22 protein-coding genes and 1 other annotated feature are annotated in these 22774 nt (G+C 34.4%); of the genes, 2 read left to right on the top strand and 20 right to left on the bottom strand.

Features of this window, described 5'->3' with window-relative positions:
- Positions 1-246: 246 nt before the first annotated feature.
- The 3 genes from EDD63_RS02450 to truB are packed head-to-tail and all read right to left on the bottom strand — an operon-like array spanning position 247 to position 3345.
- The gene (locus EDD63_RS02450; RefSeq protein ID WP_166667519.1) at positions 247-1608 is read right to left on the bottom strand and encodes a GTP pyrophosphokinase; all 1362 of its coding nucleotides are present in this window, start codon (positions 1606-1608) and stop codon (positions 247-249) included.
- Entirely contained in the window at positions 1589-2515 is a 927-nt protein-coding gene (locus tag EDD63_RS02445; RefSeq protein WP_134168135.1) for a bifunctional riboflavin kinase/FAD synthetase, read from the bottom strand. The genes EDD63_RS02450 and EDD63_RS02445 overlap by 20 nt, the downstream gene beginning before the upstream one ends.
- A complete protein-coding gene (gene truB, locus EDD63_RS02440; RefSeq protein WP_134168133.1) occupies positions 2515-3345 on the bottom strand; it encodes a tRNA pseudouridine(55) synthase TruB in 831 nt (276 codons plus the stop codon). The genes EDD63_RS02445 and truB overlap by 1 nt, the downstream gene beginning before the upstream one ends.
- A 120-nt stretch (positions 3346-3465) precedes the next feature.
- Here truB and EDD63_RS02435 point away from each other — a divergent pair, with 120 nt between their 5' ends.
- Both EDD63_RS02435 and EDD63_RS02430 read left to right on the top strand, forming a co-directional pair.
- Positions 3466-4218, top strand: a complete 753-nt coding sequence (locus EDD63_RS02435; protein ID WP_134168131.1) for a tRNA lysidine(34) synthetase — start codon at positions 3466-3468, stop codon at positions 4216-4218.
- A 7-nt stretch (positions 4219-4225) separates the two neighbouring features.
- Positions 4226-4708, top strand: a complete 483-nt coding sequence (locus tag EDD63_RS02430) for a GNAT family N-acetyltransferase (RefSeq protein ID WP_166667518.1) — start codon at positions 4226-4228, stop codon at positions 4706-4708.
- 37 nt (positions 4709-4745) lie between these two features.
- On the opposite strand, the gene EDD63_RS02425 is transcribed toward EDD63_RS02430, so the two are convergent.
- From EDD63_RS02425 to EDD63_RS02345, 17 genes are all read right to left on the bottom strand, one after another.
- Complete coding sequence (locus tag EDD63_RS02425) at positions 4746-5663, bottom strand: transketolase family protein (RefSeq protein WP_134168127.1); 918 nt, start codon at positions 5661-5663, stop codon at positions 4746-4748.
- Complete coding sequence (locus EDD63_RS02420; RefSeq protein WP_134168125.1) at positions 5663-6475, bottom strand: transketolase; 813 nt, start codon at positions 6473-6475, stop codon at positions 5663-5665. Before EDD63_RS02420 ends, EDD63_RS02425 begins: the two co-directional genes overlap by 1 nt.
- A 162-nt stretch (positions 6476-6637) precedes the next feature.
- Positions 6638-8236: a xylulokinase gene (locus tag EDD63_RS02415; protein ID WP_134168123.1), complete on the bottom strand. Its 1599-nt coding sequence runs from the start codon at positions 8234-8236 to the stop codon at positions 6638-6640.
- 11 nt (positions 8237-8247) lie between these two features.
- The gene (locus EDD63_RS02410) at positions 8248-9246 is read right to left on the bottom strand and encodes an aldose epimerase family protein (RefSeq protein ID WP_134168121.1); all 999 of its coding nucleotides are present in this window, start codon (positions 9244-9246) and stop codon (positions 8248-8250) included.
- Between the two features lie 2 nt (positions 9247-9248).
- Positions 9249-9950 (bottom strand): L-ribulose-5-phosphate 4-epimerase, encoded by a 702-nt coding sequence (locus EDD63_RS02405; RefSeq protein WP_134168119.1) that lies wholly within the window; start codon positions 9948-9950, stop codon positions 9249-9251.
- A gap of 8 nt (positions 9951-9958) precedes the next feature.
- Positions 9959-11443, bottom strand: a complete 1485-nt coding sequence (araA, locus tag EDD63_RS02400; RefSeq protein WP_243833725.1) for an L-arabinose isomerase — start codon at positions 11441-11443, stop codon at positions 9959-9961.
- Positions 11433-12524, bottom strand: coding sequence for a GntR family transcriptional regulator (locus EDD63_RS02395; protein ID WP_134168117.1), 1092 nt, complete (start codon positions 12522-12524; stop codon positions 11433-11435). The genes araA and EDD63_RS02395 overlap by 11 nt, the downstream gene beginning before the upstream one ends.
- Before the next feature lie 408 nt (positions 12525-12932).
- On the bottom strand, positions 12933-14672 hold the full coding sequence (gene aspS / locus EDD63_RS02390; protein ID WP_134168115.1) for an aspartate--tRNA ligase: 1740 nt from the start codon (positions 14670-14672) through the stop codon (positions 12933-12935).
- Between the two features lie 8 nt (positions 14673-14680).
- The gene (hisS, locus tag EDD63_RS02385; protein ID WP_134168113.1) at positions 14681-16015 is read right to left on the bottom strand and encodes a histidine--tRNA ligase; all 1335 of its coding nucleotides are present in this window, start codon (positions 16013-16015) and stop codon (positions 14681-14683) included.
- Between the two features lies 1 nt (position 16016).
- Entirely contained in the window at positions 16017-16340 is a 324-nt protein-coding gene (locus EDD63_RS02380; RefSeq protein WP_134168111.1) for a TfoX/Sxy family protein, read from the bottom strand.
- 72 nt (positions 16341-16412) lie between these two features.
- Positions 16413-16603: a binding site (T-box leader), on the bottom strand.
- Between the two features lie 101 nt (positions 16604-16704).
- Entirely contained in the window at positions 16705-16914 is a 210-nt protein-coding gene (locus EDD63_RS02375; protein WP_134168109.1) for a hypothetical protein, read from the bottom strand.
- A gap of 55 nt (positions 16915-16969) precedes the next feature.
- Positions 16970-17650, bottom strand: coding sequence for a PAQR family membrane homeostasis protein TrhA (gene trhA, locus EDD63_RS02370; protein ID WP_243833724.1), 681 nt, complete (start codon positions 17648-17650; stop codon positions 16970-16972).
- Between the two features lie 12 nt (positions 17651-17662).
- Positions 17663-18259 (bottom strand): TetR/AcrR family transcriptional regulator, encoded by a 597-nt coding sequence (locus EDD63_RS02365; RefSeq protein WP_166667517.1) that lies wholly within the window; start codon positions 18257-18259, stop codon positions 17663-17665.
- 103 nt (positions 18260-18362) lie between these two features.
- Positions 18363-19013: a TMEM175 family protein gene (locus EDD63_RS02360; protein WP_134168103.1), complete on the bottom strand. Its 651-nt coding sequence runs from the start codon at positions 19011-19013 to the stop codon at positions 18363-18365.
- 64 nt (positions 19014-19077) lie between these two features.
- Complete coding sequence (locus tag EDD63_RS02355; protein WP_134168101.1) at positions 19078-19965, bottom strand: hypothetical protein; 888 nt, start codon at positions 19963-19965, stop codon at positions 19078-19080.
- 21 nt (positions 19966-19986) lie between these two features.
- Positions 19987-22197 (bottom strand): RelA/SpoT family protein, encoded by a 2211-nt coding sequence (locus EDD63_RS02350; protein ID WP_134168099.1) that lies wholly within the window; start codon positions 22195-22197, stop codon positions 19987-19989.
- A gap of 61 nt (positions 22198-22258) precedes the next feature.
- A complete protein-coding gene (locus tag EDD63_RS02345) occupies positions 22259-22774 on the bottom strand; it encodes an adenine phosphoribosyltransferase (protein WP_134168097.1) in 516 nt (171 codons plus the stop codon).

Genomic DNA, 22774 nt, shown 5'->3' with positions numbered 1-22774 from the left:
TTTGTCTGCGTCAGCGAGGACTGAATCGACTTCCACTCTATATAACTAACGGGGCTCAATCACTTCACGCTTTCGCATTTCGGCTCTCAAACTTCTTTGACTACGCTTAAACCTAACGTCACCGCTTCGGCTCCAAGTCTAGGTACTGGTTGTTGGTTATTCTTTACCAGATTGGGAGTTTCACCCAATTATATATTATGCACCGAACTGGCGCACCCTCACTAACTCATTATAGCACAACAAAGACTAAAATAGTTGAGCAACACTGTCAGATAATTCTTTTTGGTAATTCTCTTTATTCACTTCAAAATCAATGTAATTAATAATTCGTTTATCTACACTGTTTAAGAAGTTATTATAGGTTTCTTGAATTTTCTTGATTCTTTCGTTATGTACGATTTGAATCGTTTCTACTTGAATAAGTGCTTGTGCTAACATTAACTCTAAATCTCGAATAACTAAAGTTGCATCACTTTGACTACAACTTTTAAATCGTTGCTCATAACAATCTTTTTCAATAATAGAATCATGGAATACTTTCACAAACAATGCAAAGTCTTGATCATTATTTCCTGGTTCTACTGCAAATAGTATTTTAAAGAATACATACCATTCAAAATCCTTATTCATCACTTCAATAAAGAAGTTTGAAATTGCTTTACTAAATGCATCTTTCGCACGTTTTGGCGGATGTACAACAAGCGCATTTTCAAAATCCATGTCATCATCTTGAATTCGTTTAAAAATTCCTAGTAACGATAATATTTGATCTTTATTGCTGTAATCCATTAAGTCTTTTTCAAATATATAATGTCCAAGAATTGCACTAGTGCCTCGTATATCCACACCAAAGCCAATCGAAGTTTGTAGTTTTTGTAAACACAAATCATTGATTGCTTTACTTATTAACTCTTCGAATGAAAATCTGGAATTAAAACTGCTCGTAATTTGATTTTCACCATCAAACGAATCATAAATAATTTGCAATTGTCGATCGATAATCACTAGATTTGCTTTAATTGAACTCAACATATCTTTAATCATCCCATCCGCTACACGAAACGTATGGTTTTTATAGACAAGTTTATGTTCAATATCTGACCAAAACGAGTTAACTAGACTTTTGATTTGCAGTTCAAAGCGTACTTTATGGGTTCCATTTAAGAAATATCCATCAATACGATAAATCGTATATCCATTCTTTTGTGTTTGTGGTTGAAAACTTCCCATATCAAGTGCTAAATTCTTATGATGATCATTAATATAGTATCCATCTTCCAATTGCACATTGAAAAATTCTTTCAATTGTTTATATGCTTTAAATTCATCTTCAATAAAACGCACATCAATTTTCAAACCAATTAAATCATGCATATTATCGATAATTGCTCTTGGTGAATCAAATGTCAAATAGTAACGATTACGAATAATCTTTTCACGTAAAGACATCTCTGTTTTAATTCGCGTCGTAATTCCAGTATGAATTTCTGAATCCAACATATTTAAAAGTGTATATTTGATTTCTCTAGTGATAATCAAATACTCTTCTTGGTTTTCCTGAAATAAATTAATGCTTCTGTCGATAATATCAAACATTTCTAATTTCATAGGTATAATCTCTAACGGATTGAACATCGTTATCTAACTGTTCAATCAACTCCTCCTTACTGTTAAACTTCTTTTCATATCGCAAATACTTTGAAAACTCAACAACAAGTCGTTTTCCATAGATATCTTGATCAAAATCAAGTATATGTGCTTCTAGCGATAAAAAATCACGTCGGTTGATTGTCGGATTATGTCCAATATTAATCATTGCTCGATACGTTTTCCCTTCATAAATCACACGTCCGATGTATACCCCAACCCGAGGTAATACAATAAATGGGTTGTACTCTATATTTGCTGTTGGATATCCTAGTTTTGTACTTCCAACTTTATTCCCATGGATAACAAAACCATCAATTGCATAGTAACGATTCATACATGAACTAACATATTCCACTTCACCTTTTTCTAGTGCTTCAATAATCGTTGTTGAAGAAATTTTTTGTCCATATAACTCAACTAATGGAATGATTTTTGTTGGCATCTGTTTTTCAAGCATTAAGACATCCCCTTTGTTTTGCTTACCAAAGCGAAAATCTTCACCAGCAACAATTGTATCAATGCATAATGATTTTAGTAATTCGATAAAATCAGCAGCACTTACATTTGCCATCGCTTGATCAAAATGTAGTAAATAACACTGTTGAATTCCATAAGAACCGATTGCTTGTAAACGTTGTTCGATATCCATAATTGTTTTAATATCACGTTCTGGATATAAAACTTGCAGTGGTTCTCTTGAAAGCGTAATGCAAGCAGGCGTTAATCCTTTTTGCTTTGCTAGCTCAACGGTTTGTTTGATTAAGTGTTGATGTCCTACATGTACCCCATCAAAGAAACCAATACAAGCAACTGTCTTATTCATTACTTGATAGTGCTTGTTTGCATATATATCAAATATTTTCATTACCAAAGTCCTCTTTCACTACCATATAAACCGTTATCTAATCGTTTGTAAATCGCTATACAATTACCATCATGTGTAATGCATACACGTTTTTCAGTCGTATCTAGTTTAATTTTCTTACCATGATAGATTTCCTCAATTGGTTCATACTCCACCATCTGTAAATGATTAAGCAATTCTTTAATTGGATATAATTTCATAGATTCAGGATGTAGATCATCTAAATTTGTTGCTTGATTTATATCAAAGCGACCCACTTTTGTGCGTACAAGTGAAGACATACAGCCTAAGTTATTACTTGCTGCTGCAATATCTACACATAGTGAACGTACATAGGTTCCACTACCACAGTGCACACGAAACTTTAGTGCAGATGCATCTAAACATTCAATTTCATAAATATCCACTTGGCGTGTTGGTATTTCTACAGGCTCGTTTGCTCTAGCATATTCATAGAGTTTCTTTCCATTCACTTTTATACTAGAAACCAATGGTGGAGTTTGTGTGATGGTTCCTTGAAACTTTTGTAAAAGTGAAGAAAAATCTTCAATTGGTGTAATTGGCTTTTCTTCTAACACTTCACCCCAAATATCATCACTTAATGTCTTTTTTCCTAAAGCAAGAGTTGCAATATACTCTTTATCTGTATCTTCTAAAAACGGTAAGATTTTTGTGGCTTTACCTACCAACAATAAAAGAACACCAGTTGCATTAGGATCTAAAATTCCCGTGTGTCCGATTTTCTTTGTCTTTAATTTTCTTCTTGCGATATTTACAACATCATGACTTGTCATGTCTGTTGGTTTGTTTATTACGAGTATTCCGTCCATAAGCCATCCTTTTTTCCTTTCATATTATACCATATTCGCTACAACAAATATGTATAATAAACTATCGAAATTGGTGATTATTACAATTTGTGAATTACGGTATTCTAAAGAAGTGGAATTATGTATAATAGATGCATGAAGAAAATACTGAAACAATTACGCAAAGCAGATGAAGACTTTCATTTAATCGAATCGAATGATTTAATTATTGTTGGCGTTAGTGGTGGTAAAGACAGTATGTTATTGTTATATGCATTATCACTATACCAAAAGTTTGAACATAAAAAATTTAATCTACTTGCAGTTCATTTAAAAATGAATTTCCCTGATATGGATAGTACACCAATCAGAGAATATTGTAAGAAGTTAGGTGTAGAATACTATGAAGAAGACACCTATATGAATGAGATTCTTGCGTATCATCAACGCAAAGATGGATCTTATGATTGCAGTTTATGTTCTACTTTAAAGCGTGGAGCAATTGTCAATATCGCAAAAGAAAGACAAGCAACTAAAATATGCTTTGCCCATCACGCAGATGATGCAATTGAGACATTTTTCTTAAATGCGATCTATGGTGGACGATTAGAAACCTTTCAACCAGATATCTATTATGAAGATAAAGAGATTCACTTTATTCGACCGCTTATTTATACTTACGAAAAAGATATCAAACAGGCAGTTAAAAAATACGATCTTCCAATCGTAGAAAGTACGTGTCCAAACGATGGAGTAAGTAAACGTGAAGATATGAAGCAACTTGTTCAAAGTATTTATAAAATCTATCCACAAGCAGATAAAAACTTACTAAATATGCTGAGTAATGAAAATATCCATTTATGGAAAAAAGATACTGGTACGTCAGAAAGATAACATTATTATGAATATACGTTATGCAACTTTAGATGATGCACAAACATTAGCATCAATTGAAGCTTCTTGTTTCCCAAAATCAGAGGCTGCAAATTTACATGCAATTATGATGCGTCTTACTACTTATGAGCACTGTTGTTTTGTTTTGGAAGTAAACAATCAAATTGTAAGTTTTATTAGTGGAATGTATACAAATACACCATGCATTTGTGATTCTATGTATGATTCTAGCGACATGTATCAAGCAGATGGTGTATATTTTGCGATTTTTTCTGTTAGTACACATCCTGACTTTCAAGGAAAGCACTATGCATCTACTCTCATGAATCATGTTATTGCTACTTGTAAAAGTCAAAATCGTAAAGGTATGATTCTTACTTGCAAAAAGCAATTACTATCTTTCTATGAGCAATTTGGCTTTAACAATCAAGGGATTTCTTCTTCTACACATGGTGATGCTGTGTGGTATGATATGTATCTAGACATCTAAAAAAGGACTTGGCAATTTGTGCTAAGTCCTTTATTTATTATAGATATGTATTTACTTTGTTTGCGATAGCTTGACTATCAAGTCCGTATTTCTTTAATAGATCTACAGGTTTTCCTGATTCTCCAAATGTGTCATTAACTCCCATACGAACAACTGGACATAGGTTGTGTTCTGCTAATGCTTCTACAACTGCTCCTCCAAGTCCGCCAATGATACTGTGTTCTTCAATAGTCACAATTACATCATGTGTTTTTGCTAGATCAATCAATAAGTCTGTATCAATTGGTTTGATGGTTGGCATATTGACGATTGTCGGGTTTCCTTCATATAAGTCTTTTGCTCCTAGTGCTTCTTGCACCATCATTCCTGTAGCTACAATAGCAACTTTTTCTCCCTTGTTAAGGATGACTCCTTTTCCAAGTTCAAATGTATAGTCTTCATTGTTCACTCTTTCTACTCCAGAACGTCCAAGTCTTACGTAACATGGTCCATCAATATCATATACTGCATTGATAATTGCTGCAGTTTCAATATCATCACATGGTTGGAATACTTTCATATTTGGAATTGCACGCATAAGTGCTAAATCTTCAACACTTTGGTGACTTGCTCCATCTTCTCCAACGGTTAACCCTGCATGTGTTGCACATACTTTTACATTTAGGTTTGGATAACAGATAGAGTTACGAATTTGTTCGAATGCTCTTCCTGCTGCAAACATTGCAAAACTAGATGCGTATACAACTTTATTACTTGCTGCAAGTCCTGCTGCTACACTCATCATATTTCCTTCAGCAATCCCCATGTTGAAGTGATGGTCAGCTCTTGCATTTTTTGCATCAATTGTTTTTGTACTTTTTGTTAAGTCAGCATCTAGTACGATAACATTATCTTTCTCAACGATTAATTTCGCTAAGGTTTTTCCGTATGCTTCTCTTGTTGCTACTTTTGCCATTACTTACTACCTCCACGTAAACATTCCATTGCTGCTTCGTATTGCTCCTTGTTTGGTGCAACACCATGCCATCCATAGTCACCTTCCATGAAACTTACACATTTTCCTTTTGTGGTTTTGGCTAGAATCATGGTTGGTTTTCCTTTGCAATTTCTTGCTTCATCAAACCCACGACGAATGTCATCAAAATCATGTCCGTCAATGTGTACAACATTCCATCCGAATGCCGCAAATTTCTCATCAATTGGTGTTGGATTCATAACATCTGTAATGTTTCCATCGATTTGTAGTCCGTTAAAGTCTACAACTGCACATAGATTATCAAGTTTATAGTGTGCTGCTGCCATAGCTGCTTCCCATACTTGACCTTCTTCACATTCACCATCTCCAAGCATTGCATATACTCGATTTGGTGAGTTATCTACTTTATTTGCAATTGCCATTCCTACTGCACATGAGATCCCTTGTCCCAATGATCCCGTAGACATATCTACACCTTCTACATAATTCATGTTTGGGTGTCCTTGTAGTTTTGAATCTACTTGTCTGAATGTTGGAATTAAATCGGTAGAAATAATACCTTTCTCCATTAAAATTCCATATAACAATGGTGAAGCATGTCCTTTACTTAAGACAAAACGATCACGATTGTTTGATGAAGCATTATCAGTATTGATATTCATTTCATCGAAATACAAGTAAGTAATGATGTCTGCACCACTTAATGAACCACCTGGGTGTCCTGATTGTGCTGCATAGACCATGTCAATGATGTTCTTACGAACGTTTGTTGCGTGTTCTTTTAAGTTCATACGTACCTAATAAAAGGGAAAAGTATTTCTCCCTTCGTTTTCCTTTCTGCATTATTGTACCATTTTTTATAGTGCTTGAACATTGGCAATACGGTACATTTTTTGTCCAATATTTTGTCACAGAGTATACCTATGTATATTTCTATCACAAAAAATGTATACTTATTGACTAATTAATTCAGAAGCAAGCTTTACAACTGGTAATGCTTCGACATATTTTTCCATAAATGCATCAAATCCAATAGCTTCATCCTCATGAGGCAATATGATTGCTTGTTTTGCATTTTTAAAGACATCTTCTTTCAAGTAAGAAGCTAACTTCTTTGTATTTTCTTTTGTATACTTGGCAAGTACAGCAATTCCCCATGCACCACCTTCACCAGCAGTTTCCATAAGCGCAACTGGAGTACGTAAAGCTGCTGCTAATACACGTTGTCCAACCTCTTCTGTTTTGAAAAATCCTCCATGTCCATAAATGCAATCTAAAGATACTTTCTCTTCTTTTAATAAAATATCCATACCAAGTTTTAGTACACCAAAAGAAGCATATAGTTGTGTTCGCATAAAGTTTGCAAGCGTAAATGATGAATTTGGTGTACGAACAAATAACGGACGTCCATGATCAATCTCAGTAATATGCTCACCTGACAAGTAGTTGTAGTTTAATAATCCACCACAATCAACATCTCCTTCAAGTGCTTTCTTAAACAATGTTGTAAATAGATCATGCTTTGATATCGTTGAACCAAAAGTATCTAATAACTGCTCAAATAGTTGCATCCAAGCATTTAAGTCTGACGTACAGTTATTAACATGTACCATAGCTACAAGTTCACCACTTGGCGTTGTGACTATATCAACTGCATCATAAACCTTTGATAATTCATGTTCTAAAACAATCATGGCAAAAGTTGAAGTACCTGCTGAAATATTCCCAGTTTTTACTTCTACTGCATTGGTCGCCACCATACCCGTTCCTGCATCACCTTCAGGTGGACAGAAAATACTACCTGTTTCTAGTTCGCCACTTGGCTCAAGTAATAAAGCCCCAGATGTACTTAATGTTCCTGCTTGCTCACCTGCAAGCAATACTGAAGGTAAGATATCGCGTAAGTTCCATGAATATCCATCTGTTTTTGCTAGTAAATCAAATGTATCAATCATTTGTTGATTATAATCTTTTGTTTCTAAGTCAATTGGAAACATTCCACTAGCTTCACCTACACCTATCACTTTTTGATTCGTTAACTTGTAGTGAACATATCCAGCAAGTGTACTTAAGAAGTGAATATCATGAACATGTTCTTCTTTTGCTAGCATTGCCTGATATAAATGTGCAATTGACCAACGTTGCGGTATTTTATAGTTAAATAATTCCGTTAACTTCTTACTTGCTTCTTGGGTCATTGTATTTTGCCATGTACGAAATGGAACTAATAGTTTATCTTGCTTATCAAAAACCATGTATCCGTGCATCATTGCACTTATACCCATTTGTCCTATCTTCACTAACTTTACACCGTAAGCTTTTTTTACATCTTCTTTTAATGCTCGAAAACTTGCTTGAATTCCACTCCATACATCTTCTTCACTATATGTAAAAATTCCATTTTCAAATCGTGATTGCCATTCATGATTTCCACTTGCAATCACTGTTGTATCACTTGCAATAAGAACTGCTTTAATACGAGTAGATCCTAATTCAATTCCTAAAGATGTACTTCCTGCAAGGATTTCTTGTTTTACTTGTTCTTTATTCATGCTTTACTCCTTTATTCAAAGGTAAATGTTGTAGTTGAAGTAAATACTTCATTTGCTTTTAACACAGACTTTGGTTCATTTTCGATATTGATATTATCAGGCATAAATGATGTTTCAATACATAGTGCACAGTGTCCTGTATATAAAGCTCCATCTTTACCAATAAGCGCTTCTTCATAAGCAGGTACATACATGTGATATCCACTTAAATCCGTTTCTACACATAGTTTATGTTTTGTAGTTGGATCATAAACTGTGACTTTTCTTTCTACATTATCCGCAAAATCAAAGTAGTGATCATATCCATTACAAAACTGAATTTGTGGATCATCTGCATCAATGTCTTTTCCAATCGCTTTTCCTTCTAAGAAATCAAATGGCGTACCTTTGACATCAACTAATTTTCCAGTTACCAAACGATCTGCATCCCCAGGTGCATACAAAGGTGCTGTTGAACTCATGATTTGATCAACAATTTCACCATTGCCTTGCCCTTGTAAAGCAAAGTATGTATGGTTTGTGAAGTTTATAACTGTATCTGCATCACTTTGCGCTTTATATGTAACAACAAGTGTATTTTCTTTTAATTGAAAAGATACATTGAAATCTAAATTTCCTGGATATCCTTCTTCACCATCTTTACTTGTGTAATGTAATGTAAGTATGTCATTATCAATTTGTGCATCAAAATAGCGCATATGAAATCCTGTAGGACCACCATGTAATGCATTAGGACCATTGTTTGTTGCTAATTGATAATCTATATTGTTGAGTGTGAATTTCCCATTACGAATACGGTTAGCAAAGCGTCCAATCGTTGCTCCAAAGTATGTATCATCATTTGGATAATCATTTACTGTTGGTTGTCCCAAAACTACATCCATACCATCTTCATTGTAGATAATATGGGTAATCGTTGCCCCTAAATTGATAATTTTAACACTTAGATCTTTGGAAGTCAGTGTATACTGTTCCAATTGATCATTTATTTTTTTTACAGTTATTGCCATACCTACTTCCCCTGTCCATAATACGCATTTGGACCATGTTTTCTTTTGAAATGCTTGTCCAATAATTCTTGTTGCATCACATCTGCTTTTCCTTGATGTAATTGCAATGTTGTAAATGCCATCGCTGCACATTCTTCCATAACAACTGCATTATGGACAGCATCAAAAGCATCGTTTCCCCAGGCAAATGGACCATGCGAATGAACAAGAACAGCTGGAACATCTACAGGATTTAGTTTCTTATCTGCAAATGTCTCGATAATCACGTTCCCTGTTTCAAGTTCATAGTTACCATGAATTTCATCATTCGTCATTTTCCTTGTGCATGGAATTTCACCATAAAAGTAATCGGCTTGTGTGGTTCCAAAAGCAGGAATTCCATATCCAGCTTGTGCAAATGAAGTTGCCCAGCGTGAGTGTGTATGTACAACACCATGCACTTGTGGCCATGCTTTATAAAAAGCTAGATGAGTCATTAAGTCGCTAGAAGGTTTCAAAGAACCTTCTACGACATTTCCTTCCATATCGACAACAACGATATCTTCTACTTTCATGTTGTCATATTCAACCCCACTTGGCTTAATAGCTACAACTTGATGTTCACGGTCAATCTCAGAAACATTTCCCCATGTGAAAGTTATTAATCCATGTTTAGGTAAGAGTAGATTTGCATCTAATACTCTTTGTTTTAACTTCTTATACATATAGTCACCTATTTTAACTTCCAAATAAGATCGTTGTATTGTAGTTCTCTTCTAAATGATGGTAAATCTAAGTCTTTACCAATGTGGATAAATTCAATATTCATGATTTCTGCAAAGTCTCGCATTTCTTCTGCAGTTAAATCATAGCTAATAGTACAGTGGTGTGCTCCACCAGCATAAATCCATGCTTCTGTACTTGATTCTAAATCAGGCAATGGCTTCCATAAAACACCAGCTACTGGTAACTTTGGCATTTCGTGTTCTTGTTTTTGACACACTACATCATGACAAATCATTCGGAAACGATCTCCCATATCTACAAGCGTCACAAGAATTGCTGGTTCTGCTTTTGCTTTAAAAGTTAAACGCGCAGGTGCTTCACGATCTCCGATTCCTAAATCATGTACTTCAATATTTGGTGTGGATTCTGCTAATGTTGGACATACTTCTAACATATGTGCACCCATATTCATTCCATTTTCTGGATCAAAGTTATACGTATAGTCTTCCATAAATCCAGTTCCACCATTTTTATCAATCGTCATCGCTTTCATGATTCGTGTCATTGCCGCTGTTTTCCAGTCACCTTCACCAGCAAAACCATATCCTTTGCGTTCTAAATCTTGTGCGGCTAATCCTGGCAATTGTTTTAATTCTTGTAAGTCCTGGAAGTTTGTATGGAAAGCATTATAGTCTCCAAATTCTTTCATTGCTTTTTCGATTGCAACTTCTTCTTTTGCTTGATAACGTACAGCATCTAAATTTTTTGTTGCTATATGGTAGTGTGTTTCATATTCTTTCATTTGTGCATCGATTTCCGCATCACTAACTTCATTTACCATGCGTATAATATCACCAACTCCATAGTGGTCCACTGTCCAACCAAGTTTAATTGCAGCTTCTACTTTGTCTCCATCTGTAACTGCGACATCACGCATGTTATCTGAAATACGCATAACCCGAGTTTTATTTGATTCTGCTGCACCAATTGCTGCACGCATCCAAGAACCCATACGCTTTCTTTGGTTTTCATCTTCCCAATGTCCGCTAATTACTTTTTGATTCATACGCATACGCGCAATGATGTATCCATGTTCACGATCTCCATGTGCTGCTTGGTTTAAGTTCATAAAGTCCATATCAATTTCATTCCACGGAATATCACGATTAAACTGTGTATTCACATGTAACAATGGTTTATTTAACACCTTAAAACCTGGAATCCACATCTTGCTTGGACTAAATGTGTGCATCCACGTTATTACACCTGCACAGTTTTCATCATTGTTTGCAGCAACGATTGTATCCTTAATTTCTTTTGCATTTCGTACGACTGGTTTCCAAACAATCGTTCCAATAATATTTGGATCTTTATTCCACCCATCAACCATAATTTTTGTGTGTTCATCTACTTGTTTTAATGTTTCTTCACCATATAAATCTTGAGATCCCACCACGAACCAAAAATTGTACTTTTTCAAACTATTCATCATAACCTCCTCCATTTTGTTGAATGTTTTTTACACTATTTCCTTCAACCAGTTTTGGTTGAAAGTCCACCGACTTGTTATATGTCGGTTTTTGAATCATTTCTAACATTGTTTTTGCAGCTGTACTACCAAGTTTTTGTAATGGATGTGCAACTGATGTAATTTCCACATCACTTTTTCCAATAAAGTCTGTGTGGTCAACAGACACAATGGATATCTGTTCTGGCACTTTGATATCATGCGCTTCCAAAAACTCAAGTAATTGATATGCTAGTGCATCGTTGTAGCAAAGAATTGCTGTATAATCCTTTAACTTATCTAGTAACATTTCATTCATAAAGCCCTTTTCAAAATCATCCGTACTGTACCAAAAAATATCTTCATCACTAATTTGTTGGCCATGTAACTTACTTGCATCATTAGCTCCTGAATATCGCAAATGTCCTTGGATATCATCATATTTAAAGAAAGAGAAGATTCTTCTATGTCCTCTTTCATACACATATTCATAAATCATTTGTCCTGTTTTGCGATCATCTAATGCAACATGAACGGATGGTAATACTTGATAACTTGCATTGATGAATAACAGTGGATATCCTTGATCCATCAAGCTTTGATACAAATCCATATTTGGATTTGGCAAGGCGCTTCGAGTTGGTTCAATAATAAAACCATCAACATTTGACTGAATCATAAGTTCTAATGCCCGTCTTTCATCACTCACGCGATTATGTGTAAAACCAAGTTGCATCGCATATTCATGATCTGCAAGTACCTCTTCAATTCCACCTAAGATCCTAGGGAAAATATAATCTGTATTATAGGTTGTAATTACTCCTACAACTTTACTTTCCTTTTCACTTCTCTTGCTTTTCTTAACATACGTTCCTGAACCTTGTGTTGATTCCAATAAACCCTCATTAATCAATAATGAGATTGCTTGTCTAATTGTTTGTCTTGAATATCCAAACTGTTTGGATATTTTTGCTTCTGTTTGAATTTTATCTCCATGATGAAGTGACCCCTTATCAATTTGGTCCTTGATCCAATTTGCAACTACCATGTACTTTGCTTTTGTCATAATACCCTCTTTTCATGCATACCTTAACAAAATAAAAATGGACTTTCAATCGAAAATCCACAATTTGTACGTACAAATAAAAAGTCCGTAAAATATTCATATGAAATCGTAAAATAGCAAAGATTTACACCGATTTGTATGTAACAAATTTCTCTGTATAAACAAAAAAAGCACAAGCGTGCTTTTTGTTTATATTATTGTCTAGGAGGAGATCTTTCCCTGTTTTAGCAGGTGGGTTTTCTGTGTACCACACTAGGATTCCTAAGCAATGCAAAGGCGTTCAACACAGTGATACAACTTCTAAAATCCCTTATCTCAAAGTGTCGGAAAATATGTAACTCCTAGACATGTATATTATATCAGTTTGTTTGGTAAAGTGCAGTCTTGACAACCAAGTTATTTATGCTTTTACTCTTTTTCGCTATAAATGACTTGTAAATGCAACTCTTCAAGTTGTTTGTCATCAACTTTACCTGGTGCACCTGTCATTGGACAACGTGCAGCAGCATTTTTAGGGAATGCAATAACATCACGAATTGAGTCAGATTTACTTAAAATCATCGCAACACGGTCAAGTCCATATGCAAATCCACCATGTGGTGGTGTTCCATATTTAAATGCATCCACAAAGAAACCAAATCGTTCTTGAATTTCTTCATCAGAGAAACCTAAAATCTTAAACATTTTCTTTTGGACTTCATTATCGTAAATACGAAGGGATCCTCCACCAATTTCATATCCATTTAATACCATGTCGTATGCAGCTGCATGAACTTTCTCAGGAGCTGTATCTAGGTATTTTAAATCTTCATCTTTTGGACGTGTAAATGGGTGGTGTTTTGCATAATAACGACCATCTTCTTTATCGTATTCCACAAGTGGGAAATCTGTTACCCATAAGAATGAGAAATCATCTTTACTTGTAAGTTGTAGTACATCAGCAAAGTGTAAACGTAATGCACCAAGTACTTCACATGTTGTTTGCCATGTATCACTACTAATAAGTACTAAATCATTGTTTTGTAGGTTTAGTACAGTAATCAGTTCAGCAATTTCGGTATCACTGAAGAATTTCACAACTCCACCTTGTAGTGCATCATCTACAAATTTTAAGGAAACAAGTCCCCCTGCTCCATATTTTTTTGCAAGATCAGTAAGTTTATCAATTTCTTTTCTTGATAGGCTTGCTTGTTCTGGCACAACAATGGCTTTAATGCTTTCTACACCCTTGAACACTTTAAATTCTGAATGTTCAAAAACTCCTTTGATATCTTTTAATTCAATACCAAAGCGATTGTCTGGTTTATCTGAACCATAACGATTCATTGCTTCTTCATATGGTAAACGCAAGAATGGAACTTTTAAATCGTAGTCTAAAGTTTCTTTCATAACCTTTACCATCATGTTTTCTAACATGGTTTGAATTTCTTCTTCTGACATAAATGACATTTCAATGTCCACTTGTGTAAAGTCAGGTTGACGGTCTGCACGTAAATCTTCATCTCTAAAACAACGTGCAACTTGGTAGTATTTTTCAAACCCTGAAATCATCAGCAATTGTTTAAACAATTGTGGAGACTGCGGAAGTGCGTAGAATTCACCTTCATGAATACGACTAGGCACTAAGTAGTCACGTGCACCTTCAGGTGTTGATTTTGTTAGGATCGGTGTTTCAATTTCAAGAAACTCTTGATCATCTAAGAAATTACGCATCGTTTTTGTGATTTTATGACGTAACATCATTTTATTTTGCATCACAGGACGACGTAAATCTAAGTAACGATATACAAGACGTGTATCTTCTAATGCATCTGTTTCATCTGCAATAATTAGTGGTGTAGTTTCTGCTGTATTTACAATTTCAACACCTTTTACTTTAATTTCAATATCACCAGTTGCTAGTTTTGGGTTTTTATCTTTACGTTCAGCAACAACTCCATCTACTTTTAAGATGTATTCATTACGTACATTTGTAATATGTTTAGCAAGTTGTTCATCAAAGACTAACTGTGTAATACCATAACGGTCTCGTAAGTCAATAAATACAAGGGCTCCAAAATTACGACGCTTACTTACCCAACCAATTAAGGTTACTTCTTCATTTACATTGCTTAAACGCAATTCTCCATTGTTATGTGTTCGTTTCATACTCTCTCCTACTCATGATGGCTGTGACATTCACAGTTTCCATCTTCACAGTGACATTCGTGTTCATCTTCACTTTGAAATAATTCATCCATCAAATCAACCACTTGATTTACAGGTACAGTAAAGTTTTCTTGGCTCTCAATCACCTTCACAGTCACATTTCCTTCAATTAAATCTTTTTCACCGACAATTACAGCTACTTTTGCATTTTTACGCTCTACGCTCTTAAATTGTGCCTTAAATGAACGATCTAAATAATCTCTTTCACTTGTGTATCCTGCAGCTCGTAATTCTGTAACTAATTGTAATGCAGTAAATGATGTATTTGGACTTAAGCTTAATACATAAGCATCTAGTGTTTTTTCTTCACCAAGTTCTACGCCTTCACCTTCTAAAGCGATTAATAGACGTTCCATACCCATAGCAAATCCAATTCCTGATAGCTCTGGACCACCAAAGTATTCGACAAGACCATCATAGCGTCCGCCACCAAAAACAGTAGATTGACTACCCATCTCTTTATTTGTTGATACAACTTCAAATACCGTATCTGTATAGTAATCTAGTCCACGTACCAAACGATCTTCGATTTCATATGGAATTCCAAGTCCATCAAGTCCTTCGCAGACTGCTTCAAAGTACGCTTTACTTTCTTCAGTTAAGTAATCTTCAATTCTTGGTGCTGTTTTCATCGATTCACGGTTGGCATCAATTTTACAATCCAATAAACGCAGTGGGTTTTGTTGTAAACGACGTTTACAATCCGCACACATGTTATCGATATCTTTTTCAAAGTGTTCTTTCAATGCTTTACGATACGCTTCACGACTTTCATTATCACCAAGTGTATTCACTAATACTTTTAATTCGCTCATTCCTAACGCAGAAACAATAGAATATCCTAAGGCAATTGTTTCAACATCAAGGTATGGATTTTTCGCACCAATAACTTCAACGCCAAATTGGTGGAAGATTCTCTGTCTTCCCTTTTGTGGGCGTTCATAGCGGAACATTGGTCCTACATAGTATAATTTTTTTGGTAAATCACCTTCACCAAACATCTTGTGTTGTACAAAGCTACGTACAACACTTGCAGTCATTTCTGGGCGTAATGTTAAAGAGTCTTTTCCATTAATGGAAAATGTATACATCTCCTTATTTACAACATCACTGCTATCATTTTCACGTTTAAAAACTGCAGTGTCTTCAAACATTGGTGTACGAATTTCTTCATAATCATAAAGCATGCAAAATTGACGAATCACATCTTCAATTGCGTGCCATTTCTTTATATCTTTAGGAAGGATATCATTAGTCCCTCTCGGGTTTTGAAATTGCTTCATCTTATTCTCCTTTTTTCTTTCTTTTCTTTGGTACTGGAGTAACTTCTTCCAGTATTTCAATTACCGCTTCAACAAGTTCGCGATTTTCAATATCCAATACATAATGTTCTTTAGCAGATGGATAAGGAAGACCACAACTGGCATCTTTCATAAGTTCTTCTAATTGCGGATGTTTTTTTACAAACACGGTATTATCACAAACGAGTAATATGGGTTTATCATTTGCATATACCATGTATTCACCAAACATCTTACGATGTCGTGTTTCATATGGAATGTGAAGTTGATCCATCACAAATTCTATATAGTCTACTGTTGTTGCCATCTACTCACTTCCTTTCATTATATTAGTAATTACAACATTTATGTATATATCTAAAAGAAAAACGTCCTTACTTCTAAGGACGTTTATACGCGGTACCACCTTAGTTCATGTATACATACATGCACTCAAGACCTGTAACGTTGGCTAACGGCTAGGATTAACTAGCATCTCCAAAGCGTCCTTTATGTAGTTTATCAGAAACTTTCACCAACCGTTTCTTCTCTAGAGACTACTTACATAAAGCTCTTTTTCTTCGATATATGTGAATATATTACCACGCTTAGTAAAAAAAAACAATGAAATGCTCACATTACATAATCGAAGTTTTAAATGAATCATATTCGTTTGCGCTTTGCATGCTGCTTTACTTCTCAATTTTCTTAAACTCAACCGTTTTATTCTTTAGTGATATTTTATTGACCTCATAACCATAATTACAACATTCCTTTTTGTAGGTTAGAAATGAATGATCAATTGGAATTCCAGTTATAGAGAGTATATCTTCATAAGATAGAACCAAGCATTTCTCTTCACTAGTACTTACATATTTCCATAATACATCGTATTTACTCATCGTCTATCTCCTTTACTGTTATTTTAGCAAATTGACATGCAATCGCATAATGTAATTACATTACATATAGTACAATTGCAAGAAAATGAAAGAAACTACCAACTAGAATAAATAAATGGAAAATCGAATGCGAGTATTTCATCTTTTTTCCTAGGGCATAGAAAATAACACCAATCGAGTATGCAATACCACCAATTAACATATATAGTAATCCAGTAAAACCAACTCCAGTAAGAACTGCATCTTTAGCAAGTAAAACACTCCATCCCATTGCTAGATATATAATTACTTCTAGTATTTGAAACTTTTTAAACTTTGAAGCTGTTAATATCATACCAGCAATCGCTACTAGCCAAATCGCAATACAAAGTGTCCATCCAAGTTGATTATCATATTCACGAATCGTACATAAAGCTATTGGTGTATACGTTCCTGCAACTAGTAGATAGATCGCGCAGTGATCTAGAATACGAAATACTTTCTTGGCTTTTAAACGTGGACTCAAACCATGATAGACACTACTTGTTGTATAAAGCAAAATCATAGTTGACCCAAAGATTGCACCACTAACAATACCATATCCATTTTGATGTCTTGCAGCTATCACTACGCATAAAACTGTTGCAACTATCCCTAATACACCACCAACGATATGACTAACCATATTAAAAATTTCTTCACCTTTTGTATATGGTGGAATTGTTATTGCATCTAATTTACTTTGTTTTCTCATCATTGCTTGCTCCATTTATCTCACCATCTCTTTCACAATTGTATCAACTGGATATTCTTCATCACTAATTAACTTTTGCATCATCAATCCATTTACACTACCTACAAGAATATACACAAATGCATCGACATTATGATTTGGTAGACGATCTTTTAGGATAGTGGCAAGTTGATGATGCCACTGATCATAAATACTTTGAAAACGCTTTGCTAACTCTTCATCACCAACAATTGCTTGACTGAGTAAATGAACATGCAATTTCGCTCTTTGATCTGCATGCAACACTTTCTTCATAATCGTCGAGAGTATGGTTTCTACAGAATCACTGTCTTTTACATTTTCAAAAATACCATCAGTAATTCCCTTTAAATTGAAATCGGAAATATCTAATATAATATCATTTTTAGCTGAATAGTAATAATATAGCGTTCCTTTTGAAATGCCAGCAGTTTTCGCGATATCTTTTAAACTTGTTTCCTTGATTCCCTGTTTCATCATCAAGTCAGTTGCAACACGTAGAATATGTGTTCGCATATCAACAAGAACTTTTTCTTCTTCATTTTTTGTTTCTAACACTTCAACTTCATGTTTCTTTTTTTCTTTTTTACTCATAACTACTCCTCTACCAGTCGGTCGGTCGACCGATATGGCAGTATTATAATACCACTTCATTAATTTTTCGTCAACGTCAACTAATAAAGTGGTTGTTTTACAATTATGAAACTAATGGTTTTTTATCATTTTCTTGATTACGACTTAACGGCAAGAAGAAAAATGATACAATTGGCATTGCTAAATATAGCACCATAATAACATCATGAGCAACATTTGCAAGTGCGATTAAAATAACATTTAGTAATAAATTCAAGTACATGCGCCCAAAAAATAAATGACGTAAGATTTGAAGATTATCCGTTCTATTTACACCAGATGCTACTACTTGATATAACATGAAAAGCAGTATCAACTGCACAATCAGATACAATATTCCATAGCACATCACTGATGTTGTATTTCCTGAAAACATAACCCATTTACTTATTACTGGCAACAAAGCTAGTAAGGCTAAAAAGATAAAATTGATTACTAATATAGATTTAGTAAATGCATGAATACCATTCATGATACGATGATAAGAAATCCAAAAATAAGCGATAATAAAGAAACTTATAAGAAACACAATAATGGATTTTATAAAGTCTGTGTACTCACTTGTTTGCGCTGGGATTGGTATTTCCAATACCATGACTGTGATGATAATTGCGATTACAGCATCACTAAAGGTAACTGCTTTTTCTTTTAACCAGTCAAAAGATTCTTTTGGAAAGTTATGATCATGGATCTTTTTTCTAGTTTTTCTATTCATAATACTACCTCAACATGCTTGCAATTATACAACTATCCAACCTAAGAAGCAACTAACTTGTATTCTACAAAATAAATAGACAAAAAAGCATACATGCAATCGCACAAATCCCAATCACTAAGTTTTTTGTTGGGTTTGTTGAATCCTCATCAAAGAAGTGCATTGTATCTGGATTATAATAAATTGTTTTATACACACCAATAACATCATCACTTTTTGCTTGCGATAGTCCCATATATTCATAGTGTTTTCCATCAACTTCTATACTATAAAGTGGATGTACAAAAGTTACCTCATAAGACGAATGATCATCACTACGTATTCTAGTAACTTCAGTTAGTTTAGTAATTTTAGCTTGCACAGACACCAATCGATTTTGTTTCACATCAAAATACATAGAAAATGAAGTGATTGCAATGACTAACGATAATAATGCAAATATCACATTACGAAACCCTTGACCAAAGATTTCAAGTTCGCTTGTATCGCTTGTTAGTGATACAACACTTGCGATGATTAGAAGTGCTACTAGGATATAAAATGACCATGCTTGTTTCGCTAAATCTTTTGTATCTTCTACTCGATACATACGTGTAATCGTATCTTGTTTGTCTTTTTCAATGTATACATCAAAAGTATCGTCGATTGCAAATACTTCCCTTGTATATGTTTCTTGAATATCTCCTATATACTGTCCATTAAAATCAATACGAATAGAATAGATATATTTAGGTGATCCTGTTGTTTGTTCAATCTTTAGTGATGTAACGATTGCTTGATAAACTGGATCATTTGCAAGACGTTTTTTATGATCTTTCGTCACACTTACATATAAAATCATCATAAGAATAGCAAAAACAGTAGTTACCACGATAGTAGCTACTGTATGTTCAATGATTAGTGATAGTATCAAAAAGACTATCGCTGTAATAATCGATAAGATAAGTGACATAATATCCCTCTATTTTTGAAACTATAGAATTACACGTTCTACTGAGTTTACACTTGTTACTTTCTTTAAGTTTGTCATTAAATTTTGCAATTGATCAAGATTTTGTACAAGAACAGTTAATTTTGTTGTTGCATGAATTCCATCTTCATTTACTTTACTATCCACATGTTGCATTCCTACTTTGCTTTGACTAGATACCGTGACAATATCACTTAATAAGAAATTGCGATCTGTAGAATGAATAACAAGATGTACTGGATAGTTTTTTACAGTACGATTATCTTCCCACTCCACATCAATTAGACGTTCTTTTAGATCTTGTACATTCGGACAATCTTTACGGTGAACTTTAACCCCTTGCCCTTTGGTAATATATCCAACAATATCATCACCAGGCACAGGCGAACAACATGGTGCCAAACTAATAACAATACTGTCAATACCTGGAACATGCACTCCATACTTACTTGAACTTTGTTCTTTAAGTTCCTTTTTCGTTGGTGCGTGTGTTTTGAACTCGATATCTTTACTTCCCGTTTCACCAGCTCCAGCTTTTTGGTGTGTCAATTTTTCAATCGCATTTTGTAATGGCAACGCCTTAACAAATATTGCGTAATACAAATCCGTTAATGTATGCATTTTAAATTGACCAGCTAGATTTTCAAGATGACGATTCACCATATAGTCTTTAGTTTCATAACCACGTTTACGTAATTCATCCTCTAGCATTTTCTTTCCTTTTTCTGCACCTTCTTCTTTTTCTTCTTGTTTGATGCGTTGGAAATAGGAACGAATTTTGTTTTTCGCATGATTTGATTTTACAATTTTTAGCCAATCTTCACTTGGTTTTGAATTCTTATTTGTTTTGATGTTAACAACATCACCCGTTTTTAGTTGTGTATTTAAAGGAACCAATACACCATTAACTGTTGCACCAATGGTTTGGTGACCAACTTCTGTATGGATACGGTATGCAAAATCCAGTGGTGTCGATCCACTTGGTAGTGCAATAACTTTTCCTTTTGGACTCATCACATATACATTTGCTTCAAAGATGTCTTTAGAAATCAAATTCATAAATGATTTTGCATCTTCATTTACATCTTCACTCATCAATTGGAAATCTTTGAAGAAGTGTAGTTGTTCTTCTATTTCTTTTTGTTGTTGGTTTGGTACATAGTTTGAGTTTTCTTTATAACGCCAGTGCGCAGCAACCCCACGTTCCGCAATATCATCCATCATTTCTGTACGGATTTGCACTTCGAAAATATTTCCCTCTATTCCAACAATCGTCGTATGCAAACTTTGATACATGTTCATCTTTGGCATAGCGATATAATCTTTAAAACGACCAGGAATTGGTGTATATTTCGCGTGGATATATCCAAGTATCTCATAACAACCTACTTCCGTGTTTGTTACAATGCGAATGGCAAGTAAATCTAAGATTTCTTCAAAACGTTTATTTTTATTTACCATCTTTTTGTAGATACTATATAAGTGTTTACTGCGACCAAACATACGGAATGGTAAATTATGTTCTTCAAGAATACTTGAAAACTCGCGAATCATTTCTTGGACTTGTTCATCACGTTCACTTTTTCTATTTTCTACCAATTTGGCAATTTCATAGTATTTTTCAGGATTTAAGTAATGGAAAGATAAATCTTCCAATTCATTTTTAATTTCACTAATCCCTAAACGGTGTGCAATTGGTGCATAGACATCTAAGGTCTCTTGTGCAATTTTCTTTTGTTTTTCTGGCTTCATGAATTGCAGTGTACGCATATTATGCAAACGGTCTGCAAGTTTAATTAAAATGACACGAACATCATTTGCCATCGCAATAAAAATCTTACGGTGATTACTTGCTAAATATTCTTCTTCATCACTGAATTTCAAGGAACCAATTTTCGTAACTGCTTCAACAAGTATATATACTTCTTGACCAAATCGTTCAATGAATTCTTCTTTAGTGACCCCACAATCTTCAATCACATCATGAAGTAGTCCAGCTGCAATCGTACTAGGACCAGTACGTAAATCAGCTAGTATTTTTGCCACATGTAAAACGTGCACTACATATGGTGCACCACTTTTTCTTTTTTGTGGCCGGTGTTTTTCTTCGGCGAATTCATAAGCATCTTGAATAAGTTTTAGGTTTTCTTCCTTTTTAATATAGGCCTTTACCTCATCCATAACCTCTTCAAACGTGATCAACTTGTCTTCCATAAAATTCCTCTTTATTACACAAATTATAACATAACCTTATGAAAAAAGTGCATTCGCACTTTTAGTCATATTGAATAATTGATTTAATCTTGTAACCTTTTAATAAGTCACGACCTTTTAACTCCATAAGTTCATTGAAGAATTCACATCCTACAACTTCCCCACCAAGACGTTCTACTAAATCAATTGTTGCTTTTACAGTTCCACCTGTTGCAAGCAAATCATCAATGATTAATACTTTTTGTCCAGGCTTAATTGCATCCGCATGAATATGTAATTCATTTGAACCATATTCTAAGTCATAAGCAATTGATTCTGTCTTTCTTGGTAGTTTTCCAGGCTTGCGAATTGGCACAAAGCCAATACCTAATGCATAGGCAACTGGACAACCAAAAATGAATCCTCTAGATTCAGGTCCAACAATCACTTCAGCACCTACTTCAAGAGCAAATGCAATTAATGCATCACACGCTTCACGGAATGCTTTTCCATCTTGCATAAGCGGTGTAATGTCTCTAAATAATACCCCATCAACTGGGAAGTTTTCTATTTCAGCTATATATTTTTTTAAGTCCAT

This window comes from Breznakia blatticola (assembly GCF_004365815.1).
Taxonomy (GTDB): domain Bacteria; phylum Bacillota_I; class Bacilli_A; order Erysipelotrichales; family Erysipelotrichaceae; genus Breznakia; species Breznakia blatticola.
The sequence above is the reverse complement of the archived record's forward strand: the minus strand, read 5'-3'. Positions and strand labels throughout refer to the sequence as shown.

Bases quoted from the DNA above. Each gene is read 5' to 3' on its own strand.
- EDD63_RS02450 (WP_166667519.1), bottom strand. From the start codon at position 1,608: ATGAAATTAGAAATGTTTGATATTATCGACAGAAGCATTAATTTATTT.
- EDD63_RS02445 (WP_134168135.1), bottom strand. From the start codon at position 2,515: ATGAAAATATTTGATATATATGCAAACAAGCACTATCAAGTAATGAAT.
- truB (WP_134168133.1), bottom strand. From the start codon at position 3,345: ATGGACGGAATACTCGTAATAAACAAACCAACAGACATGACAAGTCAT.
- EDD63_RS02435 (WP_134168131.1), top strand. From the start codon at position 3,466: ATGTATAATAGATGCATGAAGAAAATACTGAAACAATTACGCAAAGCA.
- EDD63_RS02430 (WP_166667518.1), top strand. From the start codon at position 4,226: ATGAATATACGTTATGCAACTTTAGATGATGCACAAACATTAGCATCA.
- EDD63_RS02425 (WP_134168127.1), bottom strand. From the start codon at position 5,663: ATGGCAAAAGTAGCAACAAGAGAAGCATACGGAAAAACCTTAGCGAAA.
- EDD63_RS02420 (WP_134168125.1), bottom strand. From the start codon at position 6,475: ATGAACTTAAAAGAACACGCAACAAACGTTCGTAAGAACATCATTGAC.
- EDD63_RS02415 (WP_134168123.1), bottom strand. From the start codon at position 8,236: ATGAATAAAGAACAAGTAAAACAAGAAATCCTTGCAGGAAGTACATCT.
- EDD63_RS02410 (WP_134168121.1), bottom strand. From the start codon at position 9,246: ATGGCAATAACTGTAAAAAAAATAAATGATCAATTGGAACAGTATACA.
- EDD63_RS02405 (WP_134168119.1), bottom strand. From the start codon at position 9,950: ATGTATAAGAAGTTAAAACAAAGAGTATTAGATGCAAATCTACTCTTA.
- araA (WP_243833725.1), bottom strand. From the start codon at position 11,443: ATGATGAATAGTTTGAAAAAGTACAATTTTTGGTTCGTGGTGGGATCT.
- EDD63_RS02395 (WP_134168117.1), bottom strand. From the start codon at position 12,524: ATGACAAAAGCAAAGTACATGGTAGTTGCAAATTGGATCAAGGACCAA.
- aspS (WP_134168115.1), bottom strand. From the start codon at position 14,672: ATGAAACGAACACATAACAATGGAGAATTGCGTTTAAGCAATGTAAAT.
- hisS (WP_134168113.1), bottom strand. From the start codon at position 16,015: ATGAAGCAATTTCAAAACCCGAGAGGGACTAATGATATCCTTCCTAAA.
- EDD63_RS02380 (WP_134168111.1), bottom strand. From the start codon at position 16,340: ATGGCAACAACAGTAGACTATATAGAATTTGTGATGGATCAACTTCAC.
- EDD63_RS02375 (WP_134168109.1), bottom strand. From the start codon at position 16,914: ATGAGTAAATACGATGTATTATGGAAATATGTAAGTACTAGTGAAGAG.
- trhA (WP_243833724.1), bottom strand. From the start codon at position 17,650: ATGATGAGAAAACAAAGTAAATTAGATGCAATAACAATTCCACCATAT.
- EDD63_RS02365 (WP_166667517.1), bottom strand. From the start codon at position 18,259: ATGAGTAAAAAAGAAAAAAAGAAACATGAAGTTGAAGTGTTAGAAACA.
- EDD63_RS02360 (WP_134168103.1), bottom strand. From the start codon at position 19,013: ATGAATAGAAAAACTAGAAAAAAGATCCATGATCATAACTTTCCAAAA.
- EDD63_RS02355 (WP_134168101.1), bottom strand. From the start codon at position 19,965: ATGTCACTTATCTTATCGATTATTACAGCGATAGTCTTTTTGATACTA.
- EDD63_RS02350 (WP_134168099.1), bottom strand. From the start codon at position 22,197: ATGGAAGACAAGTTGATCACGTTTGAAGAGGTTATGGATGAGGTAAAG.
- EDD63_RS02345 (WP_134168097.1), bottom strand. From the start codon at position 22,774: ATGGACTTAAAAAAATATATAGCTGAAATAGAAAACTTCCCAGTTGAT.